Annotated in this window: 16 protein-coding genes; 8 read left to right on the top strand and 8 right to left on the bottom strand. The window is 74.7% G+C overall.

What is annotated here, in order from left to right:
• Positions 1–132: 132 nt before the first annotated feature.
• The 5 genes from ACH4F6_RS09000 to ACH4F6_RS08980 form a co-directional block, all read right to left on the bottom strand.
• Positions 133–1,389, bottom strand: a complete 1,257-nt coding sequence (locus ACH4F6_RS09000; RefSeq protein WP_397959339.1) for a sigma-70 family RNA polymerase sigma factor — start codon at positions 1,387–1,389, stop codon at positions 133–135.
• Positions 1,390–1,515: 126 nt separating this feature from the next.
• Positions 1,516–3,417 carry a DNA primase gene (gene dnaG / locus ACH4F6_RS08995; RefSeq protein ID WP_397959231.1) on the bottom strand — a complete coding sequence of 634 codons (1,902 nt, stop codon included), beginning with the start codon at positions 3,415–3,417 and terminating at the stop codon, positions 1,516–1,518.
• A 157-nt stretch (positions 3,418–3,574) separates the two neighbouring features.
• Entirely contained in the window at positions 3,575–4,840 is a 1,266-nt protein-coding gene (locus tag ACH4F6_RS08990; RefSeq protein WP_397959230.1) for an NAD(P)/FAD-dependent oxidoreductase, read from the bottom strand.
• 143 nt (positions 4,841–4,983) lie between these two features.
• On the bottom strand, positions 4,984–6,288 hold the full coding sequence (locus ACH4F6_RS08985) for a deoxyguanosinetriphosphate triphosphohydrolase (protein WP_397959229.1): 1,305 nt from the start codon (positions 6,286–6,288) through the stop codon (positions 4,984–4,986).
• 86 nt (positions 6,289–6,374) lie between these two features.
• Entirely contained in the window at positions 6,375–7,241 is an 867-nt protein-coding gene (locus tag ACH4F6_RS08980) for a sirohydrochlorin chelatase (protein ID WP_397959228.1), read from the bottom strand.
• A gap of 180 nt (positions 7,242–7,421) precedes the next feature.
• Here ACH4F6_RS08980 and ACH4F6_RS08975 point away from each other — a divergent pair, with 180 nt between their 5' ends.
• On the top strand, positions 7,422–8,099 hold the full coding sequence (locus ACH4F6_RS08975) for a vancomycin high temperature exclusion protein (RefSeq protein ID WP_397959227.1): 678 nt from the start codon (positions 7,422–7,424) through the stop codon (positions 8,097–8,099).
• Positions 8,100–8,400: 301 nt separating this feature from the next.
• Positions 8,401–10,962: a molybdopterin-dependent oxidoreductase gene (locus ACH4F6_RS08970; RefSeq protein ID WP_397959226.1), complete on the top strand. Its 2,562-nt coding sequence runs from the start codon at positions 8,401–8,403 to the stop codon at positions 10,960–10,962.
• Between the two features lie 40 nt (positions 10,963–11,002).
• On the opposite strand, the gene ACH4F6_RS08965 is transcribed toward ACH4F6_RS08970, so the two are convergent.
• Both ACH4F6_RS08965 and ACH4F6_RS08960 read right to left on the bottom strand, forming a co-directional pair.
• Complete coding sequence (locus ACH4F6_RS08965; protein WP_397959225.1) at positions 11,003–11,689, bottom strand: DUF6215 domain-containing protein; 687 nt, start codon at positions 11,687–11,689, stop codon at positions 11,003–11,005.
• A 134-nt stretch (positions 11,690–11,823) separates the two neighbouring features.
• A complete protein-coding gene (locus ACH4F6_RS08960; protein WP_397959224.1) occupies positions 11,824–13,470 on the bottom strand; it encodes a M4 family metallopeptidase in 1,647 nt (548 codons plus the stop codon).
• Between the two features lie 169 nt (positions 13,471–13,639).
• Between ACH4F6_RS08960 and ACH4F6_RS08955 the strand changes: the two genes are divergently transcribed.
• The 3 genes from ACH4F6_RS08955 to ACH4F6_RS08945 all read left to right on the top strand — a co-directional run bounded on the left by ACH4F6_RS08955 (position 13,640) and on the right by ACH4F6_RS08945 (position 15,937).
• Positions 13,640–14,074: a gamma-glutamylcyclotransferase family protein gene (locus ACH4F6_RS08955; RefSeq protein WP_397959223.1), complete on the top strand. Its 435-nt coding sequence runs from the start codon at positions 13,640–13,642 to the stop codon at positions 14,072–14,074.
• Between the two features lie 578 nt (positions 14,075–14,652).
• Complete coding sequence (locus ACH4F6_RS08950; protein ID WP_397959222.1) at positions 14,653–15,183, top strand: hypothetical protein; 531 nt, start codon at positions 14,653–14,655, stop codon at positions 15,181–15,183.
• 130 nt (positions 15,184–15,313) lie between these two features.
• Positions 15,314–15,937, top strand: a complete 624-nt coding sequence (locus ACH4F6_RS08945) for a class F sortase (protein WP_397959221.1) — start codon at positions 15,314–15,316, stop codon at positions 15,935–15,937.
• A gap of 159 nt (positions 15,938–16,096) precedes the next feature.
• On the opposite strand, the gene ACH4F6_RS08940 is transcribed toward ACH4F6_RS08945, so the two are convergent.
• Complete coding sequence (locus tag ACH4F6_RS08940; protein ID WP_397959220.1) at positions 16,097–16,879, bottom strand: sulfite exporter TauE/SafE family protein; 783 nt, start codon at positions 16,877–16,879, stop codon at positions 16,097–16,099.
• A 535-nt stretch (positions 16,880–17,414) separates the two neighbouring features.
• Between ACH4F6_RS08940 and ACH4F6_RS08935 the strand changes: the two genes are divergently transcribed.
• From ACH4F6_RS08935 to nirD, 3 genes are read left to right on the top strand one after another with little or no spacing between them, the layout of a single operon-like run.
• Positions 17,415–18,644, top strand: a complete 1,230-nt coding sequence (locus tag ACH4F6_RS08935) for an NAD(P)/FAD-dependent oxidoreductase (RefSeq protein ID WP_397959219.1) — start codon at positions 17,415–17,417, stop codon at positions 18,642–18,644.
• Complete coding sequence (gene nirB / locus ACH4F6_RS08930; RefSeq protein WP_397959218.1) at positions 18,645–21,254, top strand: nitrite reductase large subunit NirB; 2,610 nt, start codon at positions 18,645–18,647, stop codon at positions 21,252–21,254. It begins immediately after the preceding gene.
• The gene (nirD, locus tag ACH4F6_RS08925; RefSeq protein ID WP_397959217.1) at positions 21,251–21,610 is read left to right on the top strand and encodes a nitrite reductase small subunit NirD; all 360 of its coding nucleotides are present in this window, start codon (positions 21,251–21,253) and stop codon (positions 21,608–21,610) included. The genes nirB and nirD overlap by 4 nt, the downstream gene beginning before the upstream one ends.
• The last annotated feature ends 7 nt before the right edge of the window (positions 21,611–21,617 follow it).

Below are 21,617 nucleotides of genomic sequence, written 5' to 3'. Positions count from 1 at the left end.
TCCCCCAGGGCCTCCAGGCTCTGGGGGAGGCACGACTGCCCGCGGCCACGGCGGCACGAAGGCGCCGGGAGCCGCGCGAGCCGGAAGGGGCGCGGGGAACCGCGCGACCGGCCCCGCCGGCCGGCAGCCGCCCTAGTCCAGGTAGCCCCTCAGCTGGTCCGCGAAAGCGTGGTCCCTGAGCTTGTTCAGGGTCTTGGACTCGATCTGCCGTATCCGCTCCCGCGTCACCCCGAAGATGCGGCCGATCTCCTCCAGGGTGCGCGGGCGGCCGTCGGCCAGGCCGTAGCGGAGCTGGACGACCTTGCGCTCCCGCTCGCCGAGCGTGGAGAGGACCGCCTCCAGGTGCTCGCGCAGGAGCAGGAACGCCGCCGACTCGACGGGGCTCGCCGCGTCGCCGTCCTCGATGAGGTCGCCGAGGGCCACGTCGTCCTCCTCGCCCACCGGGGCGTGCAGGGAGACCGGCTCCTGGGCGAGGCGGAGGACCTCGCCGACGCGTTCCGGCGGCAGGTCCAGCTGGCCGGCGACCTCGTCGGCGGTCGGTTCGTAGCCGCGTTCCTGGAGTATGCGGCGCTGGACGCGGACGACCCGGTTGATCAGCTCGACCACGTGGACGGGGACGCGGATGGTGCGGGCCTGGTCGGCCAGGGCCCGGGACATGGCCTGCCGGATCCACCAGGTGGCGTACGTGGAGAACTTGTAGCCGCGGGCGTAGTCGAACTTCTCGACCGCCCGGATCAGGCCGAGGTTGCCCTCCTGCACGAGGTCGAGCATGGTCAGGCCGCGCCCGACGTACCGCTTGGCCACGGACACGACCAGCCGCAGGTTGGCCTCGATGAGGCGGCGCTTGGCCATGCGGCCCCTGACGACCAGCCGGTCGAGGTCGACGGCGAGGTCGCTGTCCAGGTCGGGGGTGCTGCTCAGCTTCTCCTCGGCGAAGAGGCCGGCCTCGACGCGGCGGGCCAGTTCCACCTCCTCGGCCGCGGTGAGCAGCGGGATCCGGCCGATCTCCCGCAGGTACTGGCGGAACAGGTCCGAGGACGGGCCGGCCGTCTCGGCGGCGCGGGGCGCGGGCGCCCCGACGGGCTCGACGGCCTCGGGGAGGTCGGAGGGTTCGGGGGCTTCCTCCAGCGCCTCGGCGGGCGGGCCCTGCGGTTCCGCGGGCTCCGTGTGCTCGGTGCCGGGGTCCGGGCCGGCCTCCGCCGGCGTCCCCGTCTCCGTCCCCGGGTGGTGCGCGGCGCGGTTCTGCGGCGGGACCGCGGCCAGGACGTCCGGCTCGGCGTCCGGTTCCGTGTCGTCGGCGGCGCTGCCGGTCGTGCGGTGGGTCTGCGTCAGAGTCTGGGTCTGCACGGGGGCGACCTCCAGGATGATCGCTGCTGAGGTGAGCGGCAGCGGTGCTCCGTGGGCCGCTCCGAGGACTCAGGCACCGGACCCAGTGTGGAGTACGACACATCCCCGCCACGAGGGGCGTGCGGTGACTTTTTGGGTCCGGTCCGTGACGGCCTGTCGACCGGATCGTCAGAGGGCGGACGGGCCCTCGTCCTGGAGCGCCCTGTCGTACCTGGTGAGGATCATCATCTCGTTCTGCACCGCGGCGGACCGGGCCGGGTCCGTGTGCCCGAGGCGGGTCAGCAGGCTCTGCAGCTCGGTGAGGCGGCGGGCCACGGCCCGGCGGCGGACGGTCACCAGCTGGAGTCCTGCGTACTGCTCGTCGACCGTCCTGCGCATGATCGCCTCGACGGCCAGCTCGGTGACCATGGCGCGGACGGTGTCGTCGGGGGCCGCCTCCCGGACGCGGACCAGGTAGTCCTGCGGGTCCTGGACGCCCCACTCGGCGCCGCCCGCGTCCAGGATCGCCTGGCGCACGGCGGCGTAGGGGGCGGCGGTGAACTCGTCGACGCCGTACGCGTCGAACGCCGGGGAGACCAGCTCGGGGCGCTGGAGGGCGAGTTTGAGGAGCTCGCGTTCGGTGGCGTAGACGGGGTTGCGCAGGGTGAGGGCGGGCCCCGGGGCGGCGGGGCGGGGGGCGGCCGCGTAGGGCTGCGGGGCGCCGCCGCGGGCCGGGGCCGGGGGCTTGCCGCCGCGCTCGCGGGCCCACCGGGCGAGCTGCGCCACGCGCTTGACGACGAACTGGGTGTCGAGGATGCCGAGCAGGCCGGCGAGCTGCACGGCGACCTCGTGCTGGGCCCCGCTGTTCTTGATGCGGGCGACGACCGGCGCGGCCTCGTCCAGCGCCGCCGCGCGGCCGCCCGGGGTGTCGAGGTCGTAGCGGCTCACGATCTGGCGCAGCGCGAACTCGAAGAGCGGGGTGCGGGGTTCGACCAGGTCGGCCACCGCCTCGTCGCCCTTGGTGAGGCGCAGGTCGCAGGGGTCCATGCCGTCGGGGGCGATCGCGATGTACGTCTCGGCGGCGAACTTCTGGTCGTCCTCGAAGGCGCGCAGGGCCGCCTTCTGGCCGGCCGCGTCGCCGTCGAAGGTGAAGATGACGCGCGCGCTGCCGTTGTCCATCAGCAGCCGGCGGAGGATCTTGATGTGCTCGCCGCCGAAGGCCGTGCCGCAGGTGGCGATGGCGGTGGTGACCCCGGCGAGGTGGCAGGCCATGACGTCGGTGTAGCCCTCCACGACGACCGCGCGGGAGGCCTTGGCGATCTCCTTCTTCGCGAGGTCGATGCCGTAGAGCACCTGGGACTTCTTGTAGATCGCGGTCTCGGGGGTGTTGAGGTACTTGGGCCCGTTGTCCGTCTCGTACAGCTTGCGGGCGCCGAAGCCGACGACCTCGCCGCCGATGTCGCGGATGGGCCACATCAGCCGGCCGCGGAAGCGGTCGATGGGGCCGCGGCGGCCCTCCTGGGCGAGGCCGGAGAGGATCAGCTCCTTGTCGCTGAAGCCCTTGCCGCGCAGGTAGCGGGTGAGGTGGTCCCAGCCCTGGGGGCTGTAGCCGACGCCGAAGTGGACGGCGGCGGCCTGGTCGAAGCCGCGCTCGGCGAGGAAGATCCGGCCGGTGTCGGCCTCGGGGCTGACGGCGAGCTGCTCCGCGTACCACTCGGCGGCGATCTTGTGGGCCTCGACCAGGCGGATGCGTTCGCCGCGCTGGTGGGAGGGGTTGTAGCCGCCCTCCTCGTACCGCAGGGTGATGCCGGCCTGGGCGGCGAGCCGCTCGACCGCCTCGGAGAAGGTGAGGTGGTCGACCTTCATCACGAACGTGATGGTGTCGCCGCCCTCCTGGCAGCCGAAGCAGTGGAAGAGGCCCTTGCCGGGGCTGACCTGGAAGGACGGCGACTTCTCGTCGTGGAACGGGCACAGGCCCTTGAGGTTGCCGCCGCCCGCGTTGCGCAGCTGGAGGTACTCGGACACCACGGCGTCGATCGGGACCGCGTCCCGTACCGCCTTCACGTCCTCGTCGTTGATCCGTCCTGCCACGCGTGAATTCTACGGTGGCGCGCCGACAGCTCCGGCGGGCCGCGGCGCCCCCGGAGGGGCGCGGGGCCGTGCCGCCGTGCGGCTCCGCCGCGTGGCGCGACCCGCCGCACACGGCCGCACACGGCCGCACGCGGGGCGGCGGAGCCCCCGTACGGGCCTAGGCGCCGAGGCTGCCCAACGGCACGTGGGGATCGGCGAGCGCCTCCGTGTCCACGGGGACCCCCGCGCGGATCAGGTTCTGGATCGCCTCTGTGACATCCCACACGTTCACGTTCATCCCGGCCAGCACGCGCCCCTCCCGCACCCAGAACGCGATGAACTCCCGCTTCGCGGCGTCGCCCCGGATCACCACCTCGTCGTACGTCCCCGGCGGAGCCCACCCGCTGTACTCCATGCCCAGGTCGTACTGGTCGGTGAAGAAGTAGGGCACCCGGTCGTAGGCGACGTCCCGGCCGAGCATCGCGCGGGCGGCGGCCGGGCCGCCGTTGAGGGCGTTCGCCCAGTGCTCCACGCGCAGCGTGGTGCCGAAGAGCCCGAGCGGGAACGACGCGACGTCGCCGGCCGCGAAGATGTCGGGGTCGGAGGTGCACAGCCGCTCGTCCACGGCGACGCCGCCGCCGTGGGCCCGGTCGGCCAGCTCCAGCCCGGCCGCCTCGGCCAGCGCCGTGCGGGGGGCCGCGCCGATCGCGGCGAGGACGTCGTGGGCCGGGTGCTCCTCGCCGTCGTCGGTGCGGGCGGCGAGGACCATGCCGTCCTGGCCGACGATCTCCGTCAGCCGGACGCCGAAGTGGAAGCGGACGCCGTGCTCGCGGTGCAGCTCGGCGAAGACGTTGCCCAGCTCGGGACCGAGGACGCCGTGCAGCGGGGTCGGCTCGGGCTCGACGACGGTGACCTCGGCGCCGTACTCGCGGGCCGCCGCCGCGATCTCCAGGCCGATCCAGCCGGCGCCGACGATGACGAGGTGGCCGTTGTCGCGGCCCAGGGCGCCCAGGACGCCCTTGAGGCGCTCCGCGTGCGCGAGGCGGCGCAGGTGGTGCACGCCGGCCAGGTCGGTGCCGGGGACGTCCAGGCGGCGGGGCTCGGCGCCGGTGGCCAGCAGCAGCTTGTCGTAGTGGACGAGGGTGCCGTCGTCGCCGTAGCGGACGGTCTTCGCCGCGCGGTCGACGGCGTCGACGGTCTGGCCGAGGTGCAGCTCGATGTCGTGCTGCGCGTACCAGGCGGGCTGGTGCACGAAGACGCTCTCGCGGGTCTCCTTGCCGAGGAGGAAGCCCTTGGAGAGCGGCGGGCGCTCGTAGGGGTGGTCGCGTTCGTCGCCGATCAGTATCACGCGGCCGGTGAAGCCCTCCGCCCGCAGCGTCTCGGCCGCCTTGGCACCGGCCAGGCCTCCTCCGACGATGACGAATGTCTGATCCGCGTCGACCACGTGATGCCTCCTCGTAAACGTGTCGCCACCCGAGCGTCCCGCACGCGGCGTGAGGGGGGAAGGGGACGTGACCCGATCAGGCCACCCGACGTCACCTTCGGGTCGTTCTGTCCGCGTTCACCCCGTTGTCGGCGGCGTCCGTGTCATGCGTGTCCGGTCAGGCGGGCGTGCAGGGAGCGGGCCGAGGCGTCGGTGAGGGAGGCGATCTGGTCCACGACGACCCGCTTGCGGGCCCGGTCGTCGCCGGCCCGGTCGAACAGGGCGCGGAACTGCGGGTCGAGGCCGTCGGGGGCGCGGGCGGTGAGCGCCTCGGCCAGTTCGGTGATGACCACGCGCTGGTCGGCGCGCAGCCGCGCCTGCTCGGCGCGCTGCATGACGTACCGGTCGGCGACGGCCTTGAGGACCGCGCACTCCAGGCGGGTCTCGCGGGGGACGACCAGCGCGGCGTCGTAGCGGGTGAGGCGCCCGGGCCCGTACCTGTCCCGGGTGGCGGTCTCGGCGGCCAGGCAGAAGCGGCCGATGAGCTGGCTGGTGGCGTCCTTCAGGCGGGCCTGGGCGACCGCCGAGCCGTCGTAGCCGTGCGGCCACCACTCCTGGTCCTGGAGGCGGTCGAGGGCGGCGGCCAGTTCGGCCGGGTCGGTGCCGGCCGGGGCGTAGCGGCGGACGGCGACCTGGAAGACCTCCTGGCGCTCCGGCTCGGCGTGCAGGCAGTTGGGGTCGATGTGGCCGGCGTGCAGGCCGTCCTCCACGTCGTGCACCGAGTAGGCCACGTCGTCGGACCAGTCCATGACCTGCGCCTCGAAGCAGGTGCGGGTGCCCGGGGCCGTCTCGCGGACCCAGTCGAAGACGGGACGGTCGTCCTCGTAGACGCCGAACTTCACGGAGTGCGGGTCGGTGGGGTGGGCGCCCCGGGGCCACGGGTACTTGGTGGCGGCGTCGAGGGTGGCGCGGGTGAGGTTGAGGCCGACGGAGCCTTCGGGGGTGAACCGCTTGGGTTCGATGCGGGTGAGGAGCCGGAGGGACTGGGCGTTGCCCTCGAAGCCGCCGCAGTCGTGGGCGAAGTCGTTCAGGGCCTGTTCGCCGTTGTGGCCGAAGGGCGGATGGCCGAGGTCGTGGGAGAGGCAGGCGGCCTCCACCAGGTCGGGGTCGCAGCCGAGGGCCGCGCCCAGCTCGCGGCCCACCTGGGCGCACTCCAGGGAGTGGGTGAGGCGGGTGCGGGGGGCGGCGTCCCAGACCTGGCTGTGCTCCCCCGGCGCGACGACCTGCGTCTTGCCCGCGAGCCTCCTGAGCGCGGAGGAGTGCAGGACGCGGGCGCGGTCCCGCTGGAAGGCGGTGCGGCCCGGACGCTTGTCGGGCTCGGGGGCATAGCGGGCCACGGACGGGGGGCCGTAGGGGGAGGGCGGGACGTGGTGGGCGTGCGGGTGCGGTGCGGGTGCGGTGCCTTCCATGTCTCGACATTAAGCGGCGGCGGTGACGATCGGGGCGTCGCCGGAGCCCGCCCGCGCCCGGACGGCGGCCGCAGGCGCGCGTCCTGTCAGGCGGCGTTGCTCGTGCCCCCCACGTCCAGTGACCGCTCGTAGCGGTGCAGGACCAGGCGGGCCATGGCCTCGTGGGTGCCCAGGGGGGCCGAGGCGATCCAGGGCGCGGCCTGGGCGCACTCGGTGGCGAAGCGGCCGGGGGCGGTGAAGCAGGACGCGATCGCGACGCGGTGGCGGCCCCGGGCGGCGAGGGACCGTACGGCCGCGGGGACCGTCGGGACGGCCGTGGTGGCGTAGGCCGGGACCACCGGGACGCCGAGGCGCGCGGCGAGCAGGTGGGCGGTGCGACCGGTGTCGACGGCCGAGTCGGGGTCGCGGGAGCCGGCCGCCGCCAGGACGACGGCGCTCTCGCGGCGCTCGGTCTCCGTGCCGGGCGTGCGCCAGCCGGCCTCGACGAGGCGGGCGTGCAGGGCGTCCACGAGCAGCGGGTGGGGGCCGAGCGGGGCGGCCACACGGGTGCGGACCGCCACGGCGGCCGCCATCTGCGGGATGTCCCGCTTGACGTGGTAGCCCCGGCTGAGCAGCAGCGGCACGAGGACGGCCTCCTCCGTGCCGCGGGACTCGAGGCCGGCGAGGGTGTCCGTGAGCAGGGGCTCGTTCAGTTCGATGTGGCCGAGGTGCACGGGCACGTCCGGGCGCAGGGCGCGGACGCGGTCGAGGAGGGCGCGGACGGTGCTCAGGGCGCGCGGGTCGCGGCTGCCGTGGGCGACGACGACCAGCGCGGGCGCGCCGGGGCGTCGGCGGCCGGCGAGGGAGACGAGGCCGAGCCGGCCGGCGAGCTGGGTGCTGATCCGGTTCATGAGGTGCGCCGTACTGTCGAGGTGGGCTTCGGATTCGTCGTGCGGGGAGGGCGACGCCGTCATGGACCGATCCTGCCGACGCGAGGTTGCCCCTCCGTTGCCTGACCGTCACGAGTGTTTTCCGGGCGTTCACCGCGGGCCCGGCGGCGCTGTGAGGTCGGGTGCGGGCCGGGGCGCTGAACCGGATCACCGTACGCCGCGTCTTCCCGTGCCGAAGGGTTCGTCTACCCGGAGGGACACCGTATGAACATCCGTCGACCGCGGCTGCCGCGCACCCGCAGGGGCCGGCGGCGGCTGGTGCAGGGCGTGATGGCCGGGTGCGTGCTCGGGCTGCTGCCGGCCACGTGGCTGTTCGTGTCGACGGCGGACCGGCTGGGCACGACGGCCGACGCGCCGCGCGCCGAGGTCGCCGTCGTCTTCGGGGCCGGGCTGTGGAACGGCGAGCCGTCGCCGTACCTCGCGCACCGGCTGGACGCGGCGGCCGAGCTGTACCGCGAGGGGCGCGTCGAGGTCCTGCTCGTCACCGGCGACAACAGCCGCGAGGACTACGACGAGCCCGACGCGATGCGGACGTACCTGACGCGGCACGGCGTCCCGGACGCGCGGATCGTCAGCGACTACGCGGGCTTCGACACCTGGGACTCCTGCGTCCGCGCCAAGAAGATCTTCGGGGTGGACCGGGCCGTCCTCGTCAGCCAGGGCTTCCACATCCGGCGGGCGGTCGCGCTGTGCCGGGCGGCGGGGGTGGACTCGTACGGCGTCGGCGTGGACGCCGTGCACGACGTGACCTGGTACTACGGGGGCGCCCGGGAGGTCTTCGCGGCGGGCAAGGCGGCGCTGGACGCCGTGTTCGAGCCGGACCCGCGCTTCCTCGGCCCGAAGGAACCCGGGGTGTCGCGGGCGCTGGCCGCGGCCGGGTAGACGGCCGGACGGCGCGCCCGGCCACCGCGGCGGCCCGAGCGGGGCCGGTCCGAGCGGGGCCGGTCCGAGCGGGGGTGGTCCGAGCGGGGGTGGTCCGAGCGGGGGTGGTCCGAGCGGGGGTGGTCCGAGCGGGGGTGGTCCGAGCGGGGTGGTCCCGAGCGGGGGTGGTCCCGAGCGGGGTGGTCCCGAGCGGGGGTGGTCCGTGCCTCACGCGGGGCGGGCGGCGCCGGGGAGGTCACCAGCACACCGCCGTAACAGGACGCCGCACGGGGCGTAACACGGGCGAAGCACGCTGAACGGCATGCAGACCGCCTCGACGCCCACCCACTGCCCGTACTGCGCCCTGCAGTGCGGGATGAATCTGTCGCCCCTGCCACAGGGGGGCGTCGAGGTGGTCGAGCGCACCGACTTCCCCGTGAACCGGGGCGCGCTGTGCGGCAAGGGCCGTACGGCGCCGGCGGTGCTCTCGTCCCGGGTGCGGCTGACCTCGCCGCTGGTGCGCTCCGGCGGCACGCTCGTGCCGGCCGGCTGGGACGAGGCGCTGGACCGGATCGCCGGGGAACTGGGCAGGATCCGGGCGGAGCGCGGTCCCGACGCGCTCGGCGTGTTCGGCGGGGGCGGGCTGACCAACGAGAAGGCGTACGCGCTCGGCAAGTTCGCCCGGGTCGTGCTCGGCACCTCGCAGATCGACTACAACGGCCGCTTCTGCATGTCGTCCGCCGCGGCCGGCGGCATCAAGGCCTTCGGCCTGGACCGGGGGCTGCCGTTCCCGCTGGAGGACGTCCCGAGGACCGGCTGCGTGATCCTCGTGGGGTCCAACCTCGCGGAGACCATGCCGCCCTCGCTGCGCTTCTTCAGCGAACTGCGCGAGAACGGCGGCACGCTGATCGTCGTCGACCCGCGCCGCACGAAGACGGCCGAGCAGGCCGACCTGCACCTGATGCCCCGGCCGGGGACGGATCTCGCGCTGGCGCTCGGGCTGCTGCACCTGGTCGTCGCCGAGGGACGCGTCGACGAGGAGTACGTGCGGGAGCGGACCGTCGGCTGGGAGGACGCCCGGGCGGCGGCGATGGCCCACTGGCCGGAGTACGTGGAACGGATCACGGGGGTGTCCGTTCCGCAGCTCCGGGAGACCGTGCGGCTGTTCTGCGAGCCGGAGTCCGCGATGGTGCTGACGGCCCGCGGGCCCGAGCAGCAGTCCAAGGGCACCGACACCGTGGGCGCCTGGATCAACCTGTGCCTGGCCACCGGGCGGGCGGGGCGCCCGCTGTCCGGGTACGGCTGCCTGACCGGGCAGGGCAACGGGCAGGGCGGACGCGAGCACGGTCAGAAGGCCGACCAGCTGCCCGGCTACCGCAAGCTGGACGACCCGGCGGCACGGCGGCACGTGGCCGGGGTGTGGGGCGTGGACCCCGACGCGCTGCCCGGGCCGGGGCGCAGCGCGTACGAACTGCTGGACGCGCTGGGCACGGACGTCCGCTCCCTGCTGCTGATGGCGTCCAACCCGGTGGTGTCCGCGCCGCGCGCCGCGCACGTCGAGGAGCGGCTGAGGTCCCTGGAGTTCCTCGCCGTCTGCGACGTCGTGCTCTCGGAGACCGCCGCCCTCGCGGACGTGGTCCTGCCGGTCACCCAGTGGGCGGAGGAGACCGGGACCACCACCAGCCTCGAGGGGCGTGTGCTGCTGCGGCGGCAGGCGATCACCCCGCCCGAGGGCGTGCGCAGCGACCTGGAGGTCCTGCACGAGCTGGCCGCCCGGCTGGGCGTGGAGAAGGGCTTCCCGACCGACCCCGAGGAGGTCTTCGACGAACTGCGCCGGGCCAGCGCGGGCGGTCCCGCCGACTACTCCGGGATCACCTACCGGCGGCTGGTGGAGGAGAACGGGGTGTTCTGGCCGTGCCCGGCCCAGGACGGCGCCGACGGCACGCCGGACGCGGACGGCGTGCTCGGCGGGAACGGCGGGAACGGCACGGACGCCGTGGTCGGCACGACGGGCACGGACGCCGTGGTCGGCACGACGGGCACGGACGCCGTGGTCGGCACGACAGGCACGGACGCCGTGGTCGGCACGACAGGCACGGACGCCGTGGTCGGCGCGAGGGACATGGACGCCACGGCCCGCACGACGGGCGCGGACGCCACGGCCCGCACGACGGGCGCGATCGCCGGGGCCGGCACGACGGGCACGGACGCCATGGTCGGCGCGAGGGACATGGACACCGTGGTCGGCACGACGGGCGCGGACGCCACGGCCCGCACGACGGGCGCGGACGCCACGGCCCGTACGACGGGCGCGATCGCCGGGGCCGGCACGGCGGGCGCCGGCGGTCCGGTCCGGGGCGAGGACCGCGCCGGCGGCCGCGGCGGACACCGCGTCACGTCCCCGCACCCGGGCACGCCCCGCCTCTTCCTCGACCGGTTCGCCACCCCGGACGGCCGGGCGCGCTTCGTGCCCGTCTCGCACCGGCCGGCCGCCGAGGAGCCCGACGACGAGTACCCCGTCCTGCTCACCACCGGCCGGGTCGTGGCCCAGTACCAGTCCGGCGCCCAGACCCGGCGCGTGGACGAGCTGAACGCCGCCGCGCCCGGCCCCTTCGTCGAACTGCACCCCCGGCTCGCCGCCCGGCTCGGCGCGGCCGAGGGCGATCCGGTGGCCGTCGTCTCGCGGCGGGGGCGGGCGGTGGCGCCGGCCCGGATCACCGCGGGCATCCGCCCCGACACCGTCTTCATGCCCTTCCACTGGCCCGGCGAGGGCCGCGCCAACACCCTGACCAACCCGGCCCTGGACCCGGCCTCGCGGATGCCGGAGTTCAAGGTGTGCGCGGTGCGGGTGGAGGCGGTGCGAGCGGAGGCGGTGACGTCCTGAGCTCCGTAGGGGATCCCGCCGGAGCGGTCGGGGACGGGCCTCAGCCGGTGGTCCAGCCCGGGACGGTGGGCAGCACCTTCTCGGCGACGCGGAGCAGCGCCGCGTCGTCGGGCAGGAGGGTGTCCTGGCGCCAGATGGCGAGCTCGTAGGAGCCGCCGCTGTCCTTCGGGTCGGGGGCGATCAGCAGGCTGCGGGCGGTGCCGCCGGGGCCGGTCTCGGACTCGCCGCCGCCGAGGCTGAAGCGGATGGCGATCGTCGGGCTCGAGTACAGGACCGCGGGGCGGCCCAGGACCGTCTTCTTCTCCGCGCTGTTCAGCAGGTGTTCCGTCCCCGCGACCGGGAGGTCGTCGTAGGAGCGGGAGAGCTGCACGGTGTAGGTGCCGAAGGTGACGGTCGCCTCGGGGGTGGCTGTCTCGGTGCCGTTCGCCGTCTTGACCGAGCCGTCACCGCCGTGCGCGGTCTTCGCGTGCTCCCCGGGTGTGCCGAGGAGCACCGGCAGGTCGGCGCGGTTCAGGGCCGTGCACAGCTGCGCTCCGGAGATCCGCTCCGACGGCTCGGCGTCCTCGTCGGTCGAGCAGGTCGCCGGCGCGTCCGGGTCCGTTCTCCCGGCGTCGTGCTGCTGCATCACCCACAGCCCGCCCCCGAGCCCCCCGATCAGCACCAGCGCCGCGACGGCCTGCCCCCACGCGTTCGGGCTCTTCTCCGCCGCGGCGACTTCCTCGCTCATGTTCCCCATGACCCCTGGTTTCCCCTGGTCACCCAGGCCCCCGGCGCGCGCCGGACGCGCGCGCCGGGGGAGCCTAACGGGTGATCGGTTCACGGGGAAGCGGGTTTGCCCATCCGTGCGTTCCGTACGGGCGGTCAGTTCACGTTCACCGCGCTCCACGCGGCGGCCACCGCGTCGTGCTCCGTGCTGCCGGCGCCGTAGAGGTCGCGGGCCGCGTCGAGGGTGGCCGCGCGGGCGCCCGCGTAGTCCGTCGAGGACGTCATGTAGACCGTCAGGGCCCGGTACCAGATCTTGCCGAGCTTGTCGCGGCCGATGCCCGTCACCGTGGAGCCGTCGTAGGTGGGCGAGTCGTACGTGACGCCGTCGACGGTCCTGGTGCCGCTGCCCTCCGCGAGGAGGTAGGCGAAGTGGTTGGCGACGCCGGAGGAGTAGTGGACGTCGAGGCTGCCCACCGAACTGCTCCAGTAGTCGGCGGAGGCGCCGTCCTTGGACGGCTCGTCCATGTAGCGCAGGGCGTCCCGGCCGAAGCCGGAGCGGACGATCTTCTCGCCGATCAGGTAGTCGCCGGCGTCGGAGGAGTTGCCCGCGTGGAACTCGACCAGCGTGCCGAAGATGTCGGAGGTCGCCTCGTTGAGGCCGCCCGACTCGCCCGAGTACGTCAGGGCGGCGGTCTTCGAGGTCACGCCGTGGCTCATCTCGTGGCCGGCCACGTCCAGCGACACCAGCGGGCCGAGCCGGGTGCCGTCGCCGTCGCCGTAGGTCATGCAGAAGCAGCTGTCGTCCCAGAAGGCGTTGTTGTAGCCGCTGCCGTAGTGGACGCGGTTGTAGGAGCCCTTGCCGTCGCCCGCGATGCCGCTGCGGCCGTGGACGTCCCGGTAGTAGTCCCAGGTCGCGTCCGTGCCGTACTGGGCGTCCACGGCGGCCGTGGCGCGGTCGTCGGCCGCGCCGGTGCCCCAGTGGTTGTCGGCGTCCGTGAAGAGGGTCGAGGGGGCGCGGCTGATGCAGATGCCGAGGATGCACAGGTCGGTCCTGCCGGCCGCGTCACCGGTGTGGGTGTTGCCGCGGGTGGGGTCCTTGAGCTGGTGGGTGGAGCCGGAGGGGGTCGTCTCCAGCGGCACCGTGCCGCTGTACAGGGACCGTCCGTCGCCGGTCGCGGTCTCCAGGGTGTCCCAGGCGTCGATCCGGGCGCCGCTGCGGGCGTCGGTCAGGACCGCGCGGGCGACCGGGTTGCCGGCGGAGTCCAGGGCGACGACGTTCGTCTGCCAGGCCAGCCGGGGGGCACCGTGCAGGGCGTCGACGACCAGGCGGGGCTTGGCGGTGAGCTTCCTCAGGGCCTCGCCGAGGTGCGCGGCGCGCAGGGCGTTCGCGGCGACGTCGGCGGCCTTGGGGGCGGAGAGCGCGGGGGTGACGGTGGCGAGGGAGATCTCGCTCCTGGTCGCGCGGTCGGCGTCGCGGTACGTGCCGTCGGGGGCCAGGTGGACGACGAAGTCGCCGCCCAGCACCGGCAGCTGACGGTACGTCCGGTCGTAGCGGACGTGCTGGGCGCCGTCCTCGTCGACGACGACGTCCCGGACGGTGGTGCCCTGGGCGGCGGTCAGTCCCAGACTCGCGGCGTGTTCGGCCAGGGCCGAGGCCGCGTTGTCGATCGCGGTGGCCCGGCTCGGCCGGCCGGCCGCGCCGGCGGTGGGGGTGAGTACGGCGGCCAGGACGGTGGCCGCGGTGGCGGCGATGCCTGCGGTGGCGAGACGGGAACCTCGGACGTGCGGCCGTATCCGGCTCATCGGTCTCCTCGGGAAGGCGCCGGGGGCGCGTGGGGGCGGCGCCGGGGCGCCGGGGCGCGTGGGGGGTGGCGCTGACGTGGTCCTGAGATTCAAGAGGGCCCGACATGTCATGTCCATAGCCATGCGTGGTGAAGGAGTGCGGGTGCGGTGAGAGGAGAGAATCGTTTCCGTGAGCGCCCCTGAACTGCCCTTCTTCGTCTACGGCACCCTGCGCCCCGGTGAGGCCGACCACGGCCTCTTCCTGCGCGGCCGCACCCTCGCCGAGGAGCCCGCCCGCCTGCGGGGCGCGGTCCTGTACGACGGCCCCGGCTACCCGTACGCCGTCGAGGAGCCCGGCGGGGTGGTGGCCGGCGACCTCGTCACCGCGCTCCCGGAGACGTACGACCGGCTCCTCGCCGAACTCGACCGCCTCGAGGAGTACCGGCCGGGCGACCCGCGCAACCTGTACGAGCGGGTGGCGCGCGAGGTCGTCCGGGGCGACGGAGGGCGGCCGGCGCGGGCCTGGGTGTACCTCGCCGCCCCGGCGGTGGCGGCCGGGCTGCGGCAGCGGGGCACGTCGATCGGGAGCGGGGACTGGAGGGAGCGGGAGGGGCTCGGACGGTGAGCGGGCGAGCGCGACGTACGCGCCGTCGCGGCCCGCCGGCCGGCCGGCGAACGCCGGAGCGCGGTCCTGGGGCGAGCGCGCGAGCGCGCGAGCGCGGCGAGCAGGCCGCCGGGGCGCGTCGGTGAACCCCGCGAACACGCGAGCGCGGCGGCCCGACCATGCGGCGAGCGCGCCGTCGCGGCCCGCCGGCCGGTCGGCGAACGCCGGAGCGCGACAGCGCGGCGAGGGGTGACCGCGGCGCCCGGGCCCGCGGCGCGCCGGACCACGGCAGCGCGGCGGGCGCGGTGAGCCGGCGGGCGCGGTGAGCCGGTGGGCGCGGTGAGCGCGGTCACCCGTTCACACCCCCTCCCGCCGCTTTTCCGCGGGGTCTTCGCCGCACCGCGGTGACCTGCCGAAACGACCGCGCGGGGCTGCTCCCACCGCCCTGCCCGACACCCGTTCGCCCCATTCCCGACGTCCCCTCAGGAGGCGCGTCGGCGCCGCGGGGACTTACCTCTGAAGGGCAGGGACGCGACCGACGCAGCGGCACATGGGGGTGCCGCGGGCCGTGCTCCCTCGACGAGCTCGGAGGAGCACCGATGCGACCCACCGCCGTCCGCCTGCTGACCGGCACCGTGCTCGTCGTCGCCGCCGCGGGTGGGGCCGCCGCGCCCACGCACGGCGCGGGGATCGGCAGCGGCAGCCTCGAGGTGTACCCCTCCACGGCGGTCCCGGGCGACCAGGTGTCCGTGAACACGGCCGCCTGCGGGGAGGCCGGATCGGCGGCGGGCGACGCCGGCGCGGTGGGCGCCGGGCGCTTCACGCTGGCGCCCAGCTCGCACGAGGACGAGGCGGTCGGGCAGTTCCGGGTGCCGCCGAGCGCGCAGCCGGGGACGTACGAGATCGTCGCGCACTGCGCCGCGGACGGGCGGAAGGTCACCGGGGACCTGGAGGTCACGCTGAGCCCCGCGCCGCAGCAGGTGTATCCGCGAGGAAGTGTGAAGACGGGGGTCGGCGGCGCTCTGGGCCCCGACCCCGTGCAGACCGCGGCCGGCGTGGCGGCTCTCGCCGTCGCCGCCGCGGGCGGTACCTGGCTCCTGCATCGCCGGGCGAGAGGCGACGGGATCTGACGGACACCCTCCGCTGTCCGTCCGCCGGTACCGCATGTCCCCTCCCCCTCCGGGTCCGACGCCCCTCGCGGCCCGGAGGGGGGCACGGGGGCCCGTCCATCGGGACTCGGCCAGGAGAGGGGCCGCACGGATGCGCAAGGTCGGCAACACCCTCATAGCGACCGTCACCGCGGCCGCCCTGTGCTGCGGGGCGTGGCTGCTGCACAACGGCGCCGAGACCCACGCCCCGCCGCAGCCCTCGGCGGCCCAGGCCCACCCCGGCCGCCCCGACCCGCGTTCCGCGCCCGCCCTGCCGCCCTCCCCGCCCGACCGCATCCGCATCCCGTCGATCCACGTCGACGCCCCGCTGAGGGGCCTGGGCCTCACGGAGTCCGGCAGTCTCGACGTCCCGCCCGCCGGGGACGCGAACCTCGCCGGCTGGTACGAGGCCGGCACCACCCCCGGCGAGACCGGCACCGCGATCGTCGCCGGCCACGTCGACACCGCCGACGGTCCCGCCGTCTTCTACGACCTCGGCGCGCTCGAACGGGGCGCCGTCATCGAGGTGGACCGGCAGGACGGCAAGGTCGCGCTGTTCACCGTGGACGCGGTCGAGATGTACGAGGCCCGCGACTTCCCCGACAAGAAGGTGTACGGAGCGGCCGCCCGCCCGGAGTTGCGCGTCATCACCTGCGGCGGCGGCTACTCACGGGCGACGGGGTACGAGGGCAACGTGGTGGTCTTCGCGCACCTCACCGGGGACCGGGCGGGCTGACCGCGGCGGCCCCACGCCCCCGACGGACCCCTGACCACCCCGGCACCCCGGCACCCCGGCACCCCGACGGCCCGACGGCCCGACGGCCCGACGCTTTGACCATCCGGCGCTCCGACGCCCTGACGCCCTGACAGGCCGCCGCCCGACGCTCCGGTGCCGTCACGCCACCCACTGCTCGTACGCCATGTTCGCCACGAGCGCGAACACCACCGTCAGCAGCACGACCCGGACGAAGCCGCTGCCCTTCTTCAGGGCCGTGCGGGCGCCCAGCATCCCGCCCGCCAGGTTGAAGGCGGCCATCAGGACCGCCAGTTGCCACAGCACCGCCCCCTGCCAGGCGAACATGGCGAGGGCGCCGGCGTTGGTGCAGCAGTTGACGATCTTGGCGGTGGCGGAGGCGGTGACCAGGTCGAGGTGGAGGACGGCGGTCAGGGCGAGGACGAGGAACGTGCCGGTGCCGGGACCGATGAAACCGTCGTAGAAGCCGATGCCGATGCCCGCGAGGCCGATCGCGGCGAGGACGCGGCGGGGGCCCGCCGGTCCGGTCGCGGGGGCGGTGCCGAAGGCGGGGCGCAGGATGACGAAGGCGGCCACCCCGAGCAGCACCACCATGATCACCGGTTTGAGGACCTCGGTGCTCATCCCGGCCGCGAAGAAGGCCCCCGCGGACGACCCGGCGAGCGCCGCGAGCCCGATCCGGACGGCGACCCCCACGTCGACCGGCGCCCTGCGGACGTACGTCACCGCCGCCCCGGCCGTGCCGACGATCGCCACCGCCTTGTTGGTGCCGAGCGCGTGCGCGGCCGGGCTGCCGGCCGGCAGGCCCAGCAGCAGCGCCGGCAGCAGCAGGAGCCCGCCACCGCCGACCACGGCGTCGATCCAGCCGGCCGCGAGGGCGGCGAGGCAGAGGAAGGCCACCATGGCCAGGGATATGTCGGGCATGAGCGCGACCTTACGGGACCGGATACGTGCTCTGTCCATGCACCTGAGGATCTTCTGAGCAACGGGCCCGGCGCCCGGCCGCGTCCCGCCCGGAGCCCGGTCCCGAGCCCGGTCCGGGGCCCGGCTCGGCGCTCAGCCCGGCGTCCGGCTCGGGATCCGTCGACCCCGCGGGCCCCCAGGCTAGGCGGGCCCACCGGGCTCGGCGGGTTCAGTGGGCTCGGCGGGTTCAGTGGGCTCGGCGGGCTCAGTGGGCTCGGCGGGTTCAGTGGGCTCGGCGGGTTCAGTGGGCTCGGCGGGTTCAGTGGGCTCGGCGGGCTCGGCGAACTCTCGGCGGCTCGCGGGGCTCCGCGTGCCGCCGACGCCCGCCGACGCCTGCCGACGCCCGCGTCGAACGGCCCGCTCCCGCGCCTCACTCCCGGCCCCCGAGGCCCCCGAAAACCCTCACACCCCCACCCCGTCCCCGCTGAGGGCAGCGTTCCTCGCGGGAAACAACGGTGATGCGGCCGGGTAACCTCCGCACCGCACGCTCGATCGCATGACCTCGAATTCGCGTGTGGTGGTGATCGGCGCCGGCCTCGCGGGCGTACGTCTCGCCCGACGGCTCGGTGAGCTCGGCACGCCCGCGCTGCTGATCGGCGACGAGGAGCACGTCCCGTACAACCGGGTGCTGCTCGCCGAGGTGCTGTCCGGGCGGTACGCCCCCGAGGTGATCGCCCTGCCCGCACCCGCCGAGCTGGTCCGGGCCCGGGTCACCGGCATCGACCGCGACCGGCGGACCGTGTCCTGCGCGGACGGCGCGGAGATCGCATACGACACGCTGGTGCTGGCCACCGGCTCCAACCCGGTGCTGCCGCCGCTGCGCGGCCTGTTCACGCCGGACCACGTGCTGCCGGAGGGCGTGCACGCGTTCCGGACCATGGACGACTGCCTGGGCCTGTCCAAGGCGGTCCGGCCGGGGGCGCGGGCCGTCGTCGTCGGCGGCGGGCTCCTCGGGGTCTCCGCGGCCCGTGCGCTCGCCGTGCGCGGCGCCCAGGTCGTCCTCGCCCAGCAGGCCGAGCGGCTGATGGAGCGCCAGCTCGACCCGAACGCCTCCCGGCTCGTCCGGCGGCACCTGGAGGACCTCGGCGTCGAGGTGCACACCGAGTGCCGGGTGCGCGACGTGCGCTGCGTCGGCGGCGCGGTCCGCTCGGTGGAGATGGCCGACGGATACGCCCTCGACGCCGACCTGGTGGTGCTGGCCTGCGGGGTCCACCCGCGCGCCGGCCTCGCCGAGGCGGCCGGGCTCACCGTCCGCAAGGGCGTCGTCGTCGACGACGAGCTGCGCACCAGCGACCCGCACATCCGGGCCGTCGGCGACTGCGCCCAGCACGACGGGAACGTCTACGGCCTCGCCGCCCCCGCCCTCGAACAGGCGGACGTGCTGGCCGAGGCGCTGGCCGGGAACACCGCCGCCCGCTACACCGGCACCCGTTCCCTGACCCGCCTCACGCTCGACGGGCACACCGCGTTCGACCTCGCCGCCTTCGACCTCGCCGCGTTCGGCGAGACCGAGGCGCGCCCCGGCGACGACGTCGTGCAGCTCGCCGACGCCACCCGGGGCACCTACCGCAAGGTCGTCGTCCGCGACGACCGCCTGGTCGGCGGGGTGCTCGTCGGCGAACTCGGCACCGTCGGCGCGCTCGCCCGCGCCTGGGAGGGAGCGGAGCCGCTCCCGCGCGACGGCGCCCCCCTGCTCCACCTGCTCACCAACGATGGAGGCTCCTGAATGACCGCCACCCCGGGGGCCACCCCCACGATCGTGCTCGTCGGCCACGGCATGGTCGGCCAGCGCTTCCTCGAAGCGCTCGCCGAGCGCGGCCTGACCGCCACGCACCGCGTGGTCGTGCTGTGCGAGGAGCCGCGCCCGGCGTACGACCGCGTCGCCCTCACCTCGTACTTCTCGGGCAGGACGCCCGAGGACCTCTCGATGACGGACCTGCGGTTCATCGAGGACCACGGCATCGAGCTGCACGTCGGCGACCCGGCGGAGACGGTCGACCGGGACGCCCGCAAGGTGACCGCCCGCTCCGGCCTGGTCGTCGACTACGACGTCCTCGTCCTGGCCACCGGCTCCTTCCCGTTCGTGCCGCCGGTGCCCCACAAGGACGCCGAGGGCTGCTTCGTCTACCGCACGATCGAGGACCTGCTCGCGATCGAGGAGTACGCGAGGACGAGGGCCACCACCGGCGCGGTGGTCGGCGGCGGTCTGCTCGGCCTGGAGGCCGCGGGCGCGCTGAAGGGCCTCGGCCTCGACGCCCACATCGTGGAGTTCGCGCCCCGGCTGATGCCCGTCCAGGTCGACGAGGGCGGCGGCGCCGCGCTGCTGCGCACCATCGAGGACATGGGCCTGACCGTGCACACCGGTGTGGGCACCCAGGAGATCGTGGTCGGCGAGGACGGCGCGGTCACCGGCATGAAGCTGTCCGACGGCTCCGAACTCGCCACCGACATGGTGGTGTTCAGCGCGGGCGTCCGCCCCCGCGACCAGCTGGCCCGCGACTGCGGTCTGGCCGTCGGCGAGCGCGGCGGCATCACCGTCGACGAGCAGTGCCGCACGGTCACCGACCCGCACGTGTTCGCGATCGGCGAGTGCGCCCTGGCCGCCGACGGCCGGGTCTACGGCCTGGTCGCGCCCGGCTACGAGCAGGCCGAGACGGCCGCCGCCACCATCGCCGCCGACGAGGCGTCCTTCACCGGCGCCGACCTGTCCACCAAGCTGAAGCTGCTCGGCGTGGACGTGGCCTCCTTCGGCGACGCGCACGGCACCACCGAGGACTGCCTGGACGTCGTCTACTCCGACTCCCGCTCGGGCCTGTACAAGAAGCTGGTCATCGGCCGCGACGGCACGCTGCTCGGCGGCATCCTGGTGGGCGACGCCGACGCCTACGGCACCCTGCGCGCCCTCACCGGTTCGGTCCCGCCGGTCTCGCCCGAGTCGCTGGTGCTGCCCGCCGGAGCCGGCGGCGGCGCCCAGCTCGGCCCGTCCGCCCTGCCCGACGACGCGGTGATCTGCTCCTGCCACAACGTCACCAAGGGCGCCATCCGCGGCGCGGTCACCGAGCACTCCTGCACCACCGTGCCCGAGGTGAAGAAGTGCACCAAGGCCGGTACGGGCTGCGGCAGTTGCGTCAAGGTCCTGGGCCAGCTCGTCACCGCCGAGCTGGAGGCGTCCGGCGTCGAGGTCGACAAGGGCCTGTGCGGCTGCTTCGCGCAGACCCGCGAGGAGCTGTACGAGATCGTCCTCGCCCTGCGCGTCACCACCTACCAGGACCTGCTCGACCGCTACGGCCGCGACGGCGCCCGCGGCGGCGACGGCTGCGAGGTCTGCAAGCCCGCGGTCGCCTCGATCATCGCCTCCCTCGCCCCCACGATCGGCGCGAGCGGCTACGTCCTGGACGGCGAGCAGGCCGCGCTGCAGGAGACCAACGACCACTTCCTCGCCAACCTCCAGAAGAACGGCTCGTACTCGGTCGTGCCGCGCATCCCCGGCGGTGAGATCACCCCCGAGGGCCTGATCGTGATCGGCGAGATCGCCCGCGACTTCGGCCTCTACACGAAGATCACCGGCGGCCAGCGCATCGACATGTTCGGCGCGAGGGTCGAACAACTCCCGCTGATCTGGACCCGGTTGGTGGACGCCGGCTTCGAGTCGGGGCACGCCTACGGCAAGTCCCTGCGCACGGTGAAGTCCTGCGTGGGGCAGACCTGGTGCCGCTACGGCGTGCAGGACTCCGTCCGCATGGCGATCGACCTGGAGCTGCGCTACCGGGGCCTGCGCTCCCCGCACAAGCTGAAGTCCGCGGTCTCCGGCTGCGCCCGCGAGTGCGCCGAGGCCCAGTCCAAGGACTTCGGCGTCATCGCCACCGCCAACGGCTGGAACCTCTACGTGGGCGGCAACGGCGGCGCCACCCCGCGCCACGCGGACCTGCTGGCCCAGGACCTCACCGACGCCGAACTGATCCGCCTGATCGACCGGTTCCTGATGTTCTACATCCGCACCGCCGACCGGCTGGAACGCACCTCGACCTGGCTGGAGCGGATCCCCGGCGGCCTGGACCACGTGCGGGACGTGGTCGTGGAGGACTCCCTCGGCATCTGCGAGGAGCTGGAGTCCCTGATGGCGGCGCACGTGGCGCACTACGCCGACGAGTGGGCGACGACCATCAACGACCCCGAGAAGCTGGCCCGTTTCGTGTCCTTCGTGAACGCGCCCGACACCCCGGACCCGGTCGTCGGCTTCGTTCCCGAGCGCGACCAGATCAAGCCCGACCTGCCGCTGCTCTCCCTCGGCATGCGGCCCACGGAAGACGTCCTGGAAGGAAGTGCCCAGCGATGACCCTGGCGCCCGAGACGACCGACCTGAAGGTCCAGCTGCGGCTGGGTCCCGCCGAGGACGGCTGGTTCACCGTCTGCGAGCTGACCCGGCTCGTCCCCGGCCGGGGCGTGGCCGCCCTGCTGCCGGACGGCCGCCAGGTCGCCCTGTTCCGCGACCGCGGGGGCGAGCTGTACGCCGTCGGCAACCGCGACCCCTTCGGCGGCGCGGCCGTCCTCTCCCGCGGCCTGACCGGCACCCACCGGGGCCGCCCGTTCGTCGCCTCCCCCCTGCTCAAGCAGCGCTTCGACCTGCGCAGCGGACAGTGCCTGGACGACGCGTCGGTACGCATCCCGACGTACGAGGTACGAGCGGCCTGACGACCGG

This window comes from Streptomyces sp. NPDC017936 (assembly GCF_044328485.1).
In the GTDB taxonomy this organism is placed as follows: domain Bacteria; phylum Actinomycetota; class Actinomycetes; order Streptomycetales; family Streptomycetaceae; genus Streptomyces.
This window is presented reverse-complemented; position numbering and strand designations above follow the sequence as displayed.

Excerpts from the sequence above, each read along its gene's own strand:
- ACH4F6_RS08970 (WP_397959226.1), top strand. The coding sequence starts at position 8,401 with ATGCAGACCGCCTCGACGCCCACCCACTGCCCGTACTGCGCCCTGCAG.
- ACH4F6_RS08985 (WP_397959229.1), bottom strand. The coding sequence starts at position 6,288 with ATGGAAGGCACCGCACCCGCACCGCACCCGCACGCCCACCACGTCCCG.
- ACH4F6_RS08945 (WP_397959221.1), top strand. The coding sequence starts at position 15,314 with ATGCGCAAGGTCGGCAACACCCTCATAGCGACCGTCACCGCGGCCGCC.
- ACH4F6_RS08965 (WP_397959225.1), bottom strand. The coding sequence starts at position 11,689 with ATGAGCGAGGAAGTCGCCGCGGCGGAGAAGAGCCCGAACGCGTGGGGG.
- ACH4F6_RS08935 (WP_397959219.1), top strand. The coding sequence starts at position 17,415 with ATGACCTCGAATTCGCGTGTGGTGGTGATCGGCGCCGGCCTCGCGGGC.
- ACH4F6_RS08960 (WP_397959224.1), bottom strand. The coding sequence starts at position 13,470 with ATGAGCCGGATACGGCCGCACGTCCGAGGTTCCCGTCTCGCCACCGCA.
- ACH4F6_RS08980 (WP_397959228.1), bottom strand. The coding sequence starts at position 7,241 with ATGACGGCGTCGCCCTCCCCGCACGACGAATCCGAAGCCCACCTCGAC.
- ACH4F6_RS08950 (WP_397959222.1), top strand. The coding sequence starts at position 14,653 with ATGCGACCCACCGCCGTCCGCCTGCTGACCGGCACCGTGCTCGTCGTC.
- ACH4F6_RS08940 (WP_397959220.1), bottom strand. The coding sequence starts at position 16,879 with ATGCCCGACATATCCCTGGCCATGGTGGCCTTCCTCTGCCTCGCCGCC.
- nirB (WP_397959218.1), top strand. The coding sequence starts at position 18,645 with ATGACCGCCACCCCGGGGGCCACCCCCACGATCGTGCTCGTCGGCCAC.
- ACH4F6_RS08975 (WP_397959227.1), top strand. The coding sequence starts at position 7,422 with ATGAACATCCGTCGACCGCGGCTGCCGCGCACCCGCAGGGGCCGGCGG.
- nirD (WP_397959217.1), top strand. The coding sequence starts at position 21,251 with ATGACCCTGGCGCCCGAGACGACCGACCTGAAGGTCCAGCTGCGGCTG.